The 15,494-nt window shown below is 57.2% G+C and carries 12 protein-coding genes; 8 read left to right on the forward strand and 4 right to left on the reverse strand.

All coding sequences use genetic code 11. The annotated features are described in order from the left end of the window. Positions 1 to 97 precede the first annotated feature (97 nt). The 3 genes from ACR0MV_RS08730 to ACR0MV_RS08740 all read left to right on the forward strand — a co-directional run bounded on the left by ACR0MV_RS08730 (position 98) and on the right by ACR0MV_RS08740 (position 3,593). On the forward strand, positions 98 to 1,498 hold the full coding sequence (locus ACR0MV_RS08730) for a selenium-binding protein SBP56-related protein (protein ID WP_480701831.1): 1,401 nt from the start codon (positions 98 to 100) through the stop codon (positions 1,496 to 1,498). Positions 1,499 to 1,501: 3 nt separating this feature from the next. Continuing rightward, on the forward strand, positions 1,502 to 2,161 hold the full coding sequence (locus ACR0MV_RS08735) for a hypothetical protein (RefSeq protein ID WP_480701832.1): 660 nt from the start codon (positions 1,502 to 1,504) through the stop codon (positions 2,159 to 2,161). A 247-nt stretch (positions 2,162 to 2,408) separates the two neighbouring features. Beyond that, on the forward strand, positions 2,409 to 3,593 hold the full coding sequence (locus ACR0MV_RS08740) for an aromatic ring-hydroxylating oxygenase subunit alpha (RefSeq protein ID WP_480701833.1): 1,185 nt from the start codon (positions 2,409 to 2,411) through the stop codon (positions 3,591 to 3,593). Between the two features lie 209 nt (positions 3,594 to 3,802). On the opposite strand, the gene ACR0MV_RS08745 is transcribed toward ACR0MV_RS08740, so the two are convergent. Next, positions 3,803 to 4,831 carry a LacI family DNA-binding transcriptional regulator gene (locus tag ACR0MV_RS08745; protein ID WP_480701834.1) on the reverse strand — a complete coding sequence of 343 codons (1,029 nt, stop codon included), beginning with the start codon at positions 4,829 to 4,831 and terminating at the stop codon, positions 3,803 to 3,805. Between the two features lie 473 nt (positions 4,832 to 5,304). On the opposite strand from ACR0MV_RS08745, the gene ACR0MV_RS08750 reads away from it, so the two are divergent. From ACR0MV_RS08750 to ACR0MV_RS08765, 4 genes are all read left to right on the forward strand, one after another. Continuing rightward, entirely contained in the window at positions 5,305 to 7,260 is a 1,956-nt protein-coding gene (locus tag ACR0MV_RS08750) for a DUF1989 domain-containing protein (protein WP_367647650.1), read from the forward strand. Between the two features lie 36 nt (positions 7,261 to 7,296). Beyond that, the gene (locus ACR0MV_RS08755) at positions 7,297 to 8,268 is read left to right on the forward strand and encodes an ABC transporter substrate-binding protein (RefSeq protein ID WP_480701835.1); all 972 of its coding nucleotides are present in this window, start codon (positions 7,297 to 7,299) and stop codon (positions 8,266 to 8,268) included. A 66-nt stretch (positions 8,269 to 8,334) separates the two neighbouring features. Further along, positions 8,335 to 9,384 carry a quaternary amine ABC transporter ATP-binding protein gene (locus ACR0MV_RS08760; protein WP_480701836.1) on the forward strand — a complete coding sequence of 350 codons (1,050 nt, stop codon included), beginning with the start codon at positions 8,335 to 8,337 and terminating at the stop codon, positions 9,382 to 9,384. Between the two features lie 10 nt (positions 9,385 to 9,394). After that, positions 9,395 to 10,912, forward strand: coding sequence for an ABC transporter permease (locus ACR0MV_RS08765; RefSeq protein ID WP_480701837.1), 1,518 nt, complete (start codon positions 9,395 to 9,397; stop codon positions 10,910 to 10,912). A 57-nt stretch (positions 10,913 to 10,969) separates the two neighbouring features. On the opposite strand, the gene ACR0MV_RS08770 is transcribed toward ACR0MV_RS08765, so the two are convergent. The 3 genes from ACR0MV_RS08770 to ACR0MV_RS08780 are packed head-to-tail and all read right to left on the reverse strand — an operon-like array spanning position 10,970 to position 14,336. Continuing rightward, the gene (locus ACR0MV_RS08770; RefSeq protein WP_480701838.1) at positions 10,970 to 12,151 is read right to left on the reverse strand and encodes a carbohydrate porin; all 1,182 of its coding nucleotides are present in this window, start codon (positions 12,149 to 12,151) and stop codon (positions 10,970 to 10,972) included. Further along, positions 12,148 to 12,912, reverse strand: coding sequence for a DUF3299 domain-containing protein (locus ACR0MV_RS08775; protein ID WP_480701839.1), 765 nt, complete (start codon positions 12,910 to 12,912; stop codon positions 12,148 to 12,150). The genes ACR0MV_RS08770 and ACR0MV_RS08775 overlap by 4 nt, the downstream gene beginning before the upstream one ends. Positions 12,913 to 12,938: 26 nt before the next feature. After that, complete coding sequence (locus tag ACR0MV_RS08780; protein ID WP_480701840.1) at positions 12,939 to 14,336, reverse strand: amidohydrolase family protein; 1,398 nt, start codon at positions 14,334 to 14,336, stop codon at positions 12,939 to 12,941. Between the two features lie 142 nt (positions 14,337 to 14,478). Between ACR0MV_RS08780 and ACR0MV_RS08785 the strand changes: the two genes are divergently transcribed. Further along, positions 14,479 to 15,489, forward strand: a complete 1,011-nt coding sequence (locus ACR0MV_RS08785; protein ID WP_480701841.1) for an AraC family transcriptional regulator — start codon at positions 14,479 to 14,481, stop codon at positions 15,487 to 15,489. Positions 15,490 to 15,494: the final 5 nt, after the last annotated feature.

Here is a 15,494-nt window from a genome sequence, read left to right on the forward strand (position 1 = left end):
TTTCTGCGAATCTTGAATATGTGGCATTCTGTGTTCCGGGCGATACCAGACGGAACGTGATTCAGATCTGGCGCCCGCGGCCTGGGAGGAGCCAGTTATGAACCTGAGACCTGACCCGACTTTTCACGCAACTCCGAAACTTGCTATGGAGGCACCAGCGGAAACGCTTGCATTCACAATGATGCTCAGTCCGGACGGCTCACAGCCGGATGGCCTGGCCGTTGTGGACGTTGACCCGAAATCAAAGACCTACGGCCAGATCGTCCATCAGCTTATCATGCCCAACAAGGGTGATGAGTTTCATCACTTTGGATGGAACGCGTGCTCTTCTGCGCTTTCGCCCCTGACCGGGCATGCCTTTCTGGAACGCAGGTATCTGATCGTACCGGGTATCCGGTCCTCGCGCATCTACGTGATCGACGTGAAGGAACCCCTGAAGGCGAAGATTCACAAGATCATCGAACCTGAAGAGGTGTTCGCCAAAACGGGCTATTCCCGCCCGCACACAATCCACTGCGGTCCCGAAGGGATTTATGTTTCGACACTCGGCGGCGGTGGGGCCGATGGCACAGATGGTCCTCCGGGCATTTTCATCATGGACTGCGAGACCTTTGATATCCTTGGCCGCTACGAGATGGACCGCGGGGAACAGGACAAGCACTATGATTTCTGGTGGAATCTTCCGCGCGACTACATGGTGAGTTCCGAATGGGGGCTGCCGCCGCAGTTCGAAAACGGGATCGTGGCCGAGGATTTGCTGTCCAATAAATACGGTCACAAGATCCATTTCTGGAACCTGCGCGAACGTCGTAACGTGCAAACCATTGATCTGGGTGAGAACCACCAGATGGCTCTGGAAATTCGGCCCGCTCATGATCCGGCAAAGGATTATGGATTCTGCGGTGTCGTCGTGGACACAACAAACCTGCAGGGCGCAATTTTCACGTGGTGGCAAAAGGATGACGGAACCTTCGAGGCGAAAAAGACGATCACGATTGATCCGCGACCTGAGAAGGCCGAGAACCTTCCGCCTCTGTTGCAGGGATTTGAGGCCGTACCTCCGTTGGTCACCGACATCGACCTGAGCCTGGATGACAGGTACCTCTACGTCGCCTGTTGGGGTCAGGGTGAAATGCATCAATATGATGTCTCTGACCCGATGAACCCCAAGCTGACCGGCAAGGTCGAGCTTGGCGGGATTGCGCGCGGGGCGAAACACCCGAACGGCAAGGATTTTGTTTACGGCCCCCAGATGGTTGAGATCAGCCGGGACGGCAAACGGGTCTACTGGACCAACTCGCTGTATTCGACCTGGGACGATCAGTTCTACCCGGACGATGAGGGCGGGCAAATGGTCATGGCCAATGTCGGGGAAAACGGTGGTCTGGAACTGGACAAGGATTTCTATGTCGAGTTCCCCAAAGGCTATCGCAGCCACCAGATCCGCCTGGAAGGCGGAGACTGCTCAACCGACAGCTTCTGCTACCCGTCTGTCTGACGCGTGGACGGATTAGACACGGCAACAGCCCTGTGGTGGGCTGTTGTCGCCTCGGGCATATATCACGGGGTCAATCCAGGTATGGGTTGGCCCCTGGCCGTGTCCGCGGCGCTGATGGACAAAAGCCGCAACAGTCTGTTCAAGGCGTTGATCGCGCTGGCGGCCGGGCATCTGGTGGCGATGGGCGCCATTCTGTTTCCCTTTACCGCGCTGCTGTTTCTGGCCGAATGGCAGCGAGAGATTCAGATCTTCGCAGCCTGTCTCGTGATCGGACTGGGCGTCTATCTGTTGTTCAACCGGCGTCACCCGCGGATCCTTGCGCGGGTCCCTCCGTCGCGGCTGGCGCTCTGGTCGTTTTTGGCCGCGATGGCACATGGTGCGGGGCTGATGCTGGTTCCGATCTATCTTGGCATCTGTCGCACGATCGCCACGGACCCGGGCCATGCAGCGGCCGCTGATCTGATGACTGGAAACGCTAAAATCGCTGTTGGTGTTGCCTTGGTACACACCCTGGCCATGACGGCCTCGGGCGGTATTCTTGCGTTTGGAGTGTACCACTGGCTGGGCCTGCGTTTTCTCTCAAAAGGGTGGTTCAATCTGGACGTTGTTTGGGCGTTGAGCCTGATCCTTGTGGGGTCAATTTCGTTGCTGTTCGTTCACTGAAGCTGCTGGGATAGACGCCCGAGCATAAGGTGACGGACACTCAGAACGCTGCCTTTGTTATCGTGCATGACAGCGGCCAGAAGCTGCGCCTGCATCATGAACAAGCCAGACAATTCCAGTTGATCCTCAAAAAAGCCTTACTTCGCGGGGCGAGTGTCGGTCTTTTGATGTTCAAAGCATCGACTAGTGACTTTAATTGTCTAAAAAGACAATATGGGTTCTGATAGCACTTCGAGGAAAACCACACATGCTTGATCAAGACAAAATGCCGGAGGAGGCATTCCAGATTCTCAAACCCGAAGCTTATACTTCGGAGGAATGGTTCGCGCGGGAAAATCGCGACCTGTTTTCAAGAACATGGGGTTTTGCTGGCCTCGAGACAGACCTAGTAAATTCAGGCGACTACATCACCGCCAAGGTCGGACGCTACACGTTGCTGGCCATTCGCGGAACCGACGGAGAACTGCGGGCGTTTCACAACATTTGTCGGCACCGAGGGACCGAGCTGGTGGATCGCGGCTGCGGCAACACCGGTAAGACGATTGTTTGTCCTTACCACCGCTGGACCTTTGGCCTGGACGGTGCTTTGCGCGGGGTGCCTGATCAGAAAAGCTGTTTCCCTGATCTGGATAAGAAAGCCAATGGCCTGCACCGCGCGTCCGTTGGCGTTTTCAAAGGAATGGTGTTCGTCAATCCTGAACCCGACCAGAACGTCTCTGATTGGCTAGGTGGTGTACAGGATGTGGTCTGGCCGCATGACATCAACAGCAAGGAAATGGTGGATTTCGGCGAGATCGTCACCTACGAGATGCAATGCAACTGGAAGGTATTCTTCGAAAACGCCATCGACGGATACCACCTGGCCTATCTGCATGAGCACACGCTTGGCGGCCCGACCCAGGATAAAAACATCTGGGACGCGTATGGCGACAATCAGGTCTGGTATTCGACGGAAAACGGTATGGCCCGGTCCAGAACGCCAAACTTTGTCACGCGCAACATGGACAAGTGGCGCTCCAAAAAGATCCCCCATGCCGAGAAAGAAGGGTACGGCGGCGTGTATATGCTGTTTCCGACAACACTGATCGTGGCCAACCCCTGGTCCTTCTCGGTGTCGGTGATGGAGCCCGTCAGCGCCGAAGTTACCTTGTTGCACGCACGCGTCTGGGCTGCCAAGTCATGGATGTCGATGCGTGGGTCGGTCAAGGACATCCCCGGTTATGACAAGAAGAGCGGCATGATCAAGTCTTCGCACTGGACCAAACACCCGTTGGAAACGAATGACTTCCAGACCGAAGACGTCTACGTCGCCGAAAAAATGCAACGTTCGCTGGGCTCACCGAAATACGGCGTAACCGATCTGGCAAATGGGGCGGGCGCGGAATCTCCGCTGACCTATTTCCAAAGCCGCGTCAGCCGGTACATGACGTAGCAGCATCGACGCCAAGTCTAACAATGCACATGTGACGGCGGGTGCCCATACCGGCCGTCACAACACATGAATTCTGATACACACCCGCTGGTCAGCGGTGGCCAACGTCTAAGGATTGGTCACAGAGCCCCGCTGTCGGGCGCGCCGTGCAAATCGGAATTTTCCCTGCGCTTAGACAACCAATACAAACCTTGGCGAGGGCCCAAGACTCACCTGCTGTGATCTACCTTTGCTATGGTTGAGCCTCTCTCGATCAGCCTGACTTCCAGTCTTTCAGCTCTTGGTTTTTCTTGAATGGAAATCCACCGCTCCAAAGCAACGGCTGCCCTTTCTCCCATCCGGGAAACAGGAAGGTGCACCGTTGTTAAGGAAGGCACCGAACAAGCAGAGCTTGGCAAATCGTCCAGTCCCATCAAGGATACTTCTTCTGGTACGCTTATTCCTTTGGACTGCAGGCCAAACAGAACCCCTAGCGCGACGACATCCGAAAGGCACAGGATGGCATCGGGTTTGGTCGGATAGCTTAGAATACGTGCAGCAGCTTCTGTTCCGCCACGGAGGCTGATCTCGGTCTCGACTGTTGTAAGCTGACCTTCCCAGTCTATTTCGCGCAGCCCCGAGAGGCGGGCGAATGTCCGGTCGTTGTTGTGAACCGGGCCATGTACGACTGCGATTTGCCGATGCCCAAGTTCGATGAGGTGCCGCAAAGCCAACTGCGCTGCTGCCTTGTTGTCATAGCCAATCGTCGGCAAGGCACTGGCGTCATCAAAATACGACGTGATGATCGTGGGGATCATTGTACGATCCAACAAATCGTGGAACTCGGCGGTATGTGCCGCTCCGGTAACGATCAACCCTTCTGCACCAATATCGACAAGGCCCTTCGCTTTCTTGGCTTCGACCTCCAGATCGGACTCTGTTGTGGCGACGACAAGTGAAAGGTCATTTTCCGAGAGCTTTCGTTCCAGCGCGGCAAGAAAACGGGCAAAAATTGCATTGTCCAAAGTAGGCACCAATGCTCCGACAAAACGCGTGCGACCAGAGTTGATTGCCCTTGCAGCAGCGCTTGGAACGAAGCGAAGCTCAGTGATTGCCTTTTGAACGCGGTCCAGCGTGTCTTTTTTGACAAGACCCGGTTCATTCAGAACCCGAGACACCGTGGCAACAGATACGCCCGCAGCTTTTGCAACGTCTCGAAGGTTTGCACGCTTTTTTGGCGTCGGGTCTTTTTGCGTCACCTGATTTTGCACCTGTTTTCCGATTTCTAACGAAAGTGTTGACATATGAAACTAGTTTCATCAACCTCTGTAACTAGTTTCATAACTGAGAATCCGTCAGCGACATGCAAGGTTCGGCCGTCCTACACGCGTTCACGAATACTGGGTTTAGCAGCCCGGGGCGTAGCTTCCCGGGCTTTCCCAAAGAATCTGGCACCCGGAAACTAACGCTTGCGCCGCGTGACGCGGATTGCGTTGAGCTTAACGCAGGCGACCTGCTTTCGGTTGAAGCGAGCTCGGGGCACAGTTCACTCGAGATCGTTGCTTTTCTAAACGGTCAGCCTGCGCTTTCCTGTCTGGGCCTGAAGGCCAGCGGGGCAGTTGATCCGGACACCTTCAGCAGCGAACGTTTTACTTCCTGGATCGCGTCAAACGGGGGAGGGCAGTCGGAACGCATTCCCAATTGCAGGCTGCCGGTAGCGACCGAGCCCATCGTGCTGCGCTCCGACAGACCTGTGGTGATCTGGCTGATCCGATCCGTGACTGTTACCGATTTGATCGAGGGAACTGACAGCGGCTGTATAACGGTTTCCCACAAACACGCTGACCCGGATTACCCTCTGTTGCCGCCGCTTCTGGGCGATACCCGGGACGAGTTCACCGTGCCGCGTGGGACCGGGTTGGCCTACGAAGTGAAAGCTGGCGAATTCGTTCAGATCATCGACATCGAAGGGCAGCAATGCTCGGATTTCATGGCCTTGCGCTCGGATGGCTTGGATCAAGGCGTCGAGTGGATGATCGACTCGACTGCAACACGATCGATGGTGCGCCGCGCCTATCCTGGTCCCGGATTGCTGGACAAATTTTATGATCGAGAGATGCGGCCACTTCTTAACGTCGTTCAGGACACGTGCGGGCGTCACGACACGTTTGGCCTGGCCTGTACCGCGCGCGGTTATGAAGAACGTGGTTTCCCCGGTCACGTGAACTGTTCTGACAATATGTCCAAGACGTTGGCGCCTTATGGCGTTGCGCGTCGTTCGGCGTGGCCTGCGATCAACTTTTTCTGGAACACGTGGATCGATCCAACAACGCATCACATCCTGACGGAAGAGTCTCACTCTCGCCCCGGCGACTACGTCGTCATGCGCGCGATGGAAGATCTGGTCTGCGTCTCGACGGCCTGCCCGGACGACATTGACCCAATCAATGGTTGGAACCCGACAGATGTGCATGTCCGCATCTACCGCCCGGAAACGCCAATCCGCCGTGCGGTTGCTTATCGTGAAAAGGAAGATGCTCCGATGTCGATCAGTCAGGAATCCGCGTTTCACGACCGGCTTGCGCCTTTGACCCAGCAGTTTGCGCCTGCGCGTGACCTTTGGACGCCTGTCAGTTTTCCTGCCTATGGGACGCTGGGTGAATACTGGGCCTGCCGCGAACGGGTCACGGTTCAGGACATGAGCGGGTTGCGCAAATTCGATATTGTCGGACCCGACGCTGAGAAGCTGCTGCAACACGCAACAACACGCAATGTGGCCAAACTGCCGGTTTGGCGAGGGTCGTATACTCTGATGTGCGACGAAAGCGGGTCTGTCATCGATGACGGAACCTTGTTCCGGCTCGCGCCCGAGCTTTTCCGCTGGTGCTGCGGGTCCGAGGAAAGCGGCCGCACATTGCAGGCCTTGGCATCGGAACTGGATCTGCAGGTTCGGGTGCATGCCGTGCAGAACGCGATGCCAAATCTCGCCATTCAGGGGCCAAAATCGCGCGATCTGCTGCGCAAGATCGCCTTCACGCAACCGCATGTCCCATCGCTTGATGAACTGAAGTGGTTTGGCGTCACAATCGCGCGGCTCAACGATCGCGAGGGCGCACCGTTCATGCTGTCGCGGTCAGGCTACACCGGCGAGCTGGGTTACGAAATCTTCTGCGCCAAATCCGATGCGGTGGCGATCTGGGACGCGGTAATGAGCGCGGGTGAAGAGTTTGGCGTCACCCCCATGGGTTCAGCCGCGCTGGAGATCATCCGGATCGAGGCCGGGCTGGCTGCGGCAAATGCCGAGTTCGCGCCGGGTATTGATGCATTCGAGGCCGGGCTGGGATTTGCCGTCGATCTGAACAAGAGCAGTTTCACGGGCAAAGCGGCCCTTGAAAGAAACGCGCGCGAACCGCGCCGCGTTCTCAAAGGGCTATTGATCGGGTGCGATGATGTGCCGGCACACGGCACTCCGGTTTTTGCAGGCGAACGGCAGGTCGGCGTCGTCACATCAGCCACCCGCTCACCCATGCTAGAGCACGCGATCGCAATTGCGCGCCTGTCGGTCGAGCACGCAGAAAACGGCACCGAACTGGAAATCGGGCAACTCGACGGGCGGATGAAACGTCTGGGGGCAACGGTTTCGGACATTCCTTTCATAGACCCGCAACGCAAGCGGGCACGCGCCTGATGGCGCATCCAACACCACGCAACGGGAGATAAAGGCATGAAAAGACTGACAACACTCACAGCAACAATGGCCTTGGCCTTGGGGGCCACTTCGGCAATGGCCCAGGAAAAGGTCATGGTGGGTGAGCCCAGCTGGCCCGGCGCCAAAATCATGAGCCGTGTCATCGGGCAGGTGATCGAAACGCGATTGGGCGGAGAGGTCGGCTACGCGCCGGGCGCGAATGCGGTGATTTTTGCCGCCATGGACGGCGGGCGCGGGGATATCGACGTGCATCCGGACGTGTGGTTGCCCAACCAGTCCTCGTTCACAGACGAATACGTCGATCAGAAGGGCACCGTCGCGCTGTCATCGGGCAACTACGAAGGCCGTGCGGGGATTTGTGTTCCGAACTACATGGTCGAGGATCACAACATCAAATCAATCTACGATCTGGCCACGCCAGTGGCGCAAGAGCTGTTTGACTCGGATGGCGACGGCATGGGCGAGGTTTGGGTTGGCGCGTCCGGTTGGGCTTCGACCAACACCTTCAAGGTGCGGGTGCGCGACTATGGTATAGAAACCTTTCTGACACCCACCACCGAGGATGAGACGGTCTTCTATTCCCGCCTCAAGGATCAGATCGACCAGAAAAAGGGCGCTGCGTTCTACTGCTATGCGCCGCACTACGTGCACGCCTTGTATGACGTGACGATTCTGGAAGAACCCGAGCATGACGCGGCCACCTACAAGATGGTTCAGCCGGATCAGGATGCGGATTGGTACAACAAATCGCATGTCAGCACTGGCGAGCCGGTGAAAACCGTGACCGTTGCTCATTCGAAATCGCTGGAACAGCGCAACCCGGCTGCGGCGTCTTTCCTTGCCAATATCGATATGGATGCCGGTCAGCTGAGCGGACTGACCTATGAAGTCGTCGTCAAGGGACGCGACACCGATGAGGTCGTCGCCGAATGGATCAACGCAAACGGTGACACGGTCGACGGCTGGCTTGGCCTGAAAACCAACTGATACCGAAAGGCCCTCGGCCCGTGTGCCGGGGGCTCAATCTACAAGCTAGACCAAAGTGGGGCCAGTATGACGGCGGATATCGCAATTGATGCGCGCGGCGTGTGGAAGGTGTTCGGCGCACGCGCAAAGGAAGCGCTGAAAGCCATTCACAGCGAGGGGCTGAGCAAAGCCGAAGTGCTGGAGCAGTTCGACTGCGTCGTCGGCGTGGCTGATGCCAGCTTTGAGATCCAGCGCGGCGAGCTGTTTTGTGTCATGGGTCTGTCGGGGTCGGGTAAATCGACCCTCGTGCGTCACGTGAACCGCCTGCTGGAACCCACCGACGGTCATATCTATCTGGATGGCGATGATGTCATGGGCCTGAACGATGAGGGCCTGCGCGATTTGCGGAACCGGCGCGTCGCCATGGTGTTCCAGAACTTTGGCCTGATGCCCCACCGAACCGTTCGTGACAATGTCGCCATGCCGCTGGAAATTCGCGGCACTGGCAAGGCACGCCGCTGGGAAGAAGCCGATCGTGTTCTTGAACTGGTGGAACTCAGCGGTTGGGAAGACAAATACGCCCATGAGCTGTCCGGCGGCATGCAACAGCGTGTCGGACTTGCCCGCGCTATTGCTGCGGACCCGGAAATCCTGCTGATGGACGAGCCGTTTTCGGCCCTCGATCCGCTGATCCGCAAGCAATTGCAGGACCAGTTCATGGAGCTGAGCCACAAACTCAACAAAACCACGATGTTCATCACCCATGACCTCGATGAGGCGATCCGCATCGGTCATCGCATCGCGATCATGAAGGATGGGCGCATCGTTCAGATCGGAACGCCGGAAGAGATCATTCTGAACCCGGCAGACGACTATGTTGCCGATTTCGTCGCCGGCATCTCCAAGCTCAACATGATTTTCGCCCACGCGGTCATGAAGCCGGTCGACGAGTTCGAGGCGCATCATGGCGAGGTTCCCGACGACGCCAAAGAGGCACATCCGGACATGGACCTGTCTGACCTGATGACCCTCTGTGTTGACGGGCACGGCGTGGTGGCGGTGACACAGGACGGCAAGACTGTGGGCGTTATCAACCGCGCGGGGCTCATCCGCGCGATCCAGGACAGTCAGGCATAAGGGGACCACGATGAAACACGTTGATGCACAACAGGTCCAACCCGAAACCGCCGACCGCCTGGAAGGGTTGATCGGTGATTTTGTCGGGCAGAGCCAAGCCTATTACCAGAAAACCTTTGCCTACATGATGCAGGCACCCGGTTATCGGTTCACTCTGAACAAGGCCGCGGCCATTCTCGGTCCGATCTGGTTCGGCGCACGTGGCCTCTGGTCGTGGTTCCTGGGTTTTCTGGTGCTTGAGACGCTGGCCTATATTCAAATCGGCTTGGGTCTGTTTGGCGATCTTGGTCGTGAATTCCGCGAACGGGCCGACCAGATTGAACAAACCCTGTCACTACGACGGCAGCAGATCGAAGCGGCAGAACAGTCCGGTGCTGCGTCACTGGATTCACTCAAGCGCGCGGCCGAGTCGCTGGAAAGCGCATTGGTCGGAGCGCAGGAAGCCGCCCAGAACGCAGATTCCACCGGCATCACCTATCTGGCTGTTGGCATCGTTTTGCTGCTGGCGGTCAAGTTTCTGGCGGCCTCGCTGGCGAACTGGACTTTGGAAGGCCAGTTCGCGCGTTGGCGGTCGGATTCCAGCGTGGCGCATGGATGGTCAGTGACCCGGATGGTCGTTGCCTCTGCGCTGACGCTGGTTGTTGTCGTGTTGTCGACAATCAAATTCGCGCAACCGGACGCGCTGGCCATACTGAAAACATTCCCGACAAACCGCGATTGGCGGCTGAATGTCGGCGACGGCGTGCAGGCTGTGTTTGAGTGGGCAAAGACCGCAGGCCGCGGCTTTTTTGACGGGCTGACCTATGGAATGCGCACGCTGCTGGACTGGATCGAGGTGGTTCTGGTCGACACGCCGTGGCCGGTGGTCGCGCTCGTGATCATCATGCTGGCTTACCTTTCCGCAGGGCCGCGCGTCGCGATCTTCACCGGTGCCGCGCTGGCCTATCTCGGGCTGCTGGATTTCTGGGAAAAGGCAATGACAACAATCGCCTTGCTGGGGGCTGCGGCGCTGATCTCGATCACGCTGGGCATACCGCTTGGTATCTATTGCGCACGCCGTCCGCGCGCATTTGCGATTGTGCGACCAATTCTGGACTTCATGCAGTCGATGCCGTCATTCGTGTACCTGATCCCGGTTGTCGCTTTCATCGGGTCCGGCAAACCTGCTGGCGTCGTGGCGACGATGATCTTCGGCAGCCCGCCTGTCATCCGCTTCACTGTTCTGGGCCTGCAGCAAGTGCCCGAGACAGTGCGCGAGGCTGCATTGGCCTTTGGCGCGACACCACGGTACCTGTTGTGGAGAGTTGATCTGCCGTTGGCGCGCAAGACCATCATGGCAGGGGTGAACCAAACCATTCTGATGTCGCTGGCCATGGTTGTTGTCGCATCACTGATCGGTGCCAAGGGCCTGGGCGAAGACGTGCTGGAAGCGCTGCAATACGCTGCGGCGGGTCAGGGTATTCTGGCTGGTCTGGCAATTCTGTTCTGCGCGCTCATCCTTGACCGTATTGTTGCGGGAAAGAAATGAGTTGCCCTTGTCGCTGCAATAAAGTCGAAGGGTTTTTGGCAGTGCGCTTCGGCGGCCTTAGAACACAATGCGGGTTCTAAGGCCGAACAGTGCGATACTGTCCTGATCCGGGTTTTGCAGCGGGTTTGAGATGAACTGCACAGACGGCGTGATCTGCAGACCCGGTGAGATCGAGAAACGATAAAAAGCCTCAACAGTGAACTGATCACCGCTGATCCCGCGCGCTTCGGCCCAGTTCAGGCCCACCCCGGCAAGATCGGTGTTTCGACCATAATAACCTATGCCGGTGGAAACCGATCGCTGATAAAGCGCTGCAGTTCCCTTGGACACCCCCGCGCGAAAAAACGGCATCCACTTATTGTCGATGAACCAAGCGGCTGAAAACGCCCCGCCATAGTCTTTGGCGCGCGAGCCATCGTCGGCGGCATCGGCATGCCAAAGCGTCAGATGGATGTTGTCAAAGTAGATACGATCAAACCCCGACGTGTACCCAAGTTCCAGAGATTTAAAGAGGTTACCGTCACTGAAAACGTCAAAGTTGGGATCGGACGGGTCAGCGTTTGCATCGGCCAAACTGGCCACAAGGTACAGGTTGTTGTTGAGCTTCAGGCCCCCGGCAATACCCAAGCCTTGATTTGGTGTATTGATCGTTGGGTTGGTGTTGAACGCGAGGTTTTGAAACCCGCTGTAAGGGCTGACAAGACCATAGATATCAACGAAATCCGTCACGTCGATCTGCCCGATCTGAAGGGTCCATGCTCCGTTGCTGGCCCTTTGCGTCCAAAACAGGTTGGTAAGAAGCAGCCCGGAGTCGTTGAACGCCGTCCCCGTGATCGACAAAGCCCCTCCATTTAGTCCAAGGAACTGAGGGGCCACATCCGTATAACTGTGCCTGTGCTCGATCTTGAACGTCACAGAGCCACGCTCAGTCGCCTGCCAGTTTCCGTAAAACCTAGCGATACCGCCAGCCGCTTCGCCTGTTCCAAGATCGGCATCCGACGTTTGGCCCAGTGCCAGATAGTCAAAGCTGAAACGGAACCCGTTTTCAGCCAACCGATCCTTCCAATTGAACCAACCCGGCGCGATGTTGCGTGGAAAGTCCGATCGATATTGCGGATCGGTCAAGCCGTCTCCGGGTTCAAGTTCGGCCCCGACAGAGGAAGGCCCCGAAAGACCTTGGGCCGAGGCCGCTTGGACAGTTGCAAAGGTCAAAAGCGCAGCAATCAGGGGCCTTATCATTGGGATGTTTGTGCTCCGCCTGTTTTACGTTGTCGTGCGGCGCGAAAGCGGTCAGCCGCGCTGTCGCTCCATTCCAGTTGATCGCCCTGCGTTTCCAGCGTTTCAACGCTCTCCGTGTCCAGCTGAAAGGTCGCGTGCATGGGCATAAAACCATCCACGACCATCATGCTTTGTTCGGACGGTGAGATGGTCAGGACGCCTGTTAGACGTACAGGTTCGTGGAAATAGCTGGGCGTCCAATCGTCGTTCAACCGCACGCGGATCATCTGGTTGGGCGGGGGAGGGGGCAAATGGCTGCACATCCCGCGCTGTGGCACCAGATAAGCCACCGGACGCCCGTCCGGATCAGCGGGGGCCGGAATGGCAAACCCTGCCACAGTGACTGTTTGACCGTCGATCTGCGGGTTTCCATAGGTGCCCGCCTTTCTGCGCCGTTCGGTCACGACCTCTCGCTGATCCAACAGCCAGTCGACATCAATCCCGCCGTCCGCCAAGGCGTCCTCGGTCTCGGTCAAAAGCTCCTGCCATTTCTGCCTGTCCTCAGCGCTGCCAGCATCCTGCTGCAGCCTGCCGCGCAAGCGAACGACGTAAAGGAGATCATCGAACTGTTCCGGACCAAGATCGCGATAGGGGTCTTCAAAGACCTGAACGGACGGATCCGGCAGGTCTGTCCAGTCAAGCACCGTTCCCGGTGTCGCAAAGGCGGGTTGCGCGCCCCAGACCATTCCCGCGAACACTGCGAAACGAAACCAATTGCCCATAACCACTCTCCGGCTGTCTGTCCCGATTATTCCAGCGTGTTTTTGTATATCACACCATCTTTCATAATCAGTCGAATGGTTTCAGGGCTCTCAGGTCTCGGGTCGGCTCCGAACCACTGGTCGCCCGTGCCGACGACCGAGAAATCCTCAAGCGGGTTGCCGTCGATCAGCAGAATATCAGCATAGGCACCTTCTTCGATTACGCCCAATTTGCCACCTGTGTACGGGTTCATGAAGTCGCCCGACAACGCGACGACCTCACCACCGGTCGAGGTCAACGTGACCATCGACGTATAGGGACCAAAGAATTCATTGTTTAGGTGTTTCTCGTAGGCGATCTGGATATTGCACGCCTCGACCGAGCCGACACAATCCGTCTGGAAGCCCCGTTTCACCGGGCATTCTTTCATGTTGTCGATATAGCCCGCAAAAGTGGCCGAGGCCGATTTTGCCTTGGCCAGGCTGGACGGCACGTTCGCCACCGCCGGTATATCCAGAAGGCCAGGATCGAAAGCAGTGAGGTTCGTGGTAATGTAGGCCCCTTTTTCGTTCATGACCTGTGCGATTTCGCAGTCAAACGAGAAGCCATGTTCGATTGACATCACACCGGCCTCAAGCGCTCCGAGGATCGCTTCCTTACGATACGAGTGCGCCATGACATAGCTGCCATATTCGTTGGCCACCTGCACCGCGGCTCTGATTTCCTCAGGCGACCCCGCCAGCAGTTGCCACGGGTCAAAGGCCGAAACAACGCCCCCGGACTGCATGAACTTCAACTGTGTTGCGCCCATGCGAAAATTGTTGCGTGCAAACTTGTAGACGTCATCAACACCGCTCACCTCTTGCGCCAGGTTCAGACGGCTCATGTTTGTCTCCGACCCCGGTGGGGCGGTGAAATTCGCAAAATCGGCGTGCCCTCCGCGCGTACCGATGAAAGCGCCCGACGGGTAGTATCGAGGTCCGTCGATTTGCCCGGAATCGATGGCCCTGCGCAGTCCTCCATTGGCGCCTCCTGCATCTCTGACGGTGGTGAAACCCTGCATCAGATACATCTCGGCCATCCGCGCACCGTGTATGGCAAAGTCTTCCCAAGTCGTATTGGCCTCCATCGCCGGCAGCGTCGGCCCCATCAACATGAGGTGCGCATGCAGCTCAATGAAACCCGGGGACAAAGTGCGCCCGCCGCCGTCAATCACGGTCGCATTGGGGGCCTCGATCGTTTCCGCCGAGACAGACTTGATCAGATTGCCCTCGACCAGAACGCTGGCGTTTTCGATACGTTGTTCATTCACGCCATCGAAGACATGCACGTTGGTGAACAGCGTTTGAGGGGCCGTCTCGTCCTGAGCCGAGGCGGGCAGGGCATAGGATAAAGTCGCTGCAATGATCGACGCCGAAAGAAGTGAGCTGCGTAATGCGGACATGATACACCTTTTTACATTCAGATTTGTCTAACGTTAGCTTGGAAACATCTGGTCCGGTTGCCACTTTTTCACTACGTTGTCCGATTATGGGGTCAAAAATGGCAACTGACCCAACGCTTTGTTCAAGCTGAAGGTGGCTTACATGCCTTTCAACTCAACCCCACAAGACCACAGCGAAGGCTTTGTACGGCTGGCTCTGGCGGGACCCTTCCTGCAATATCTCACTGAGCGCAGGATAGATCCCCACCCCGCGCTGGATCAGGTCGGGCTGAAAGCCGAGCTTTTGTCGGACCCCTCCGTGTATGTGCATTCGGAACTGGTCTACGGACTGTTGAATGCCTTTTCCGACTTGGCAGGAGACCGCTATTTGGGCCTTCATGTCGGGGAAACGTTCGACTTGCAGGGCTGGCCTCCGTTCGCGCAGGCGCAGCAAGAGTCAAAAACACTTTTTGAATTCTTCACCCGTTTCGTTCGGCTTGTGCCGCAGGAATCAAGCTCGGTTCGTCACAGGCTTATCGTGGATGCAGACAAGGCGACCTATCGAATCGAGCGGCAACAGGAACCTGCCGTGCCGCCGATACAAGTCACAGGCTTCGGAGCCGCGATCTACATCCGTCTTCTGCAAGCCGTGGTTGGCAAATCCTGGGATCCATCGGTCGTGCGGTGGGAAAGCAGGTTCATCAATGGGTTGCCGATCGATTACAAAGGTGTCGAGGTCGGTCTGGGCACCGGCCCGGGCATGCAAATCAGTTTTCCCGTCAACTGGTTGTTCATCAATCTGACGCCAGAGACCGCTTCCAAACCCTATGTCTGCGCGCCGCAGGACGAGCAGGTCACGGTCGTTGCAGCGATGAGGTCCGTGTTACGCGACAAACTGGATGAGCCGGATTTGGGACCACAGGTCGTGGCGGACCTGTTGGGCATTCAGGCGGACCGGCTTGTTAAGGCGCTCAGGCAACAGGGAACAACGATGCCGCGCGAGGTCAAACGCCTGAAAATCGACGTCGCCAAGGAACACCTTAGAAAGGGGGACAAGACCGTGGGCGACATCGGGCTGTTATTGGGTTACTCGGACAAGTCCCATTTCACACGTTTTTTCCAGCGCCAGACAGGGATGACACCAACGGCCTTTCGGGCGGATTCTCAGTCGTAGGTCCG

It is taken from the genome of Ruegeria sp. BC3, assembly GCF_056539265.1.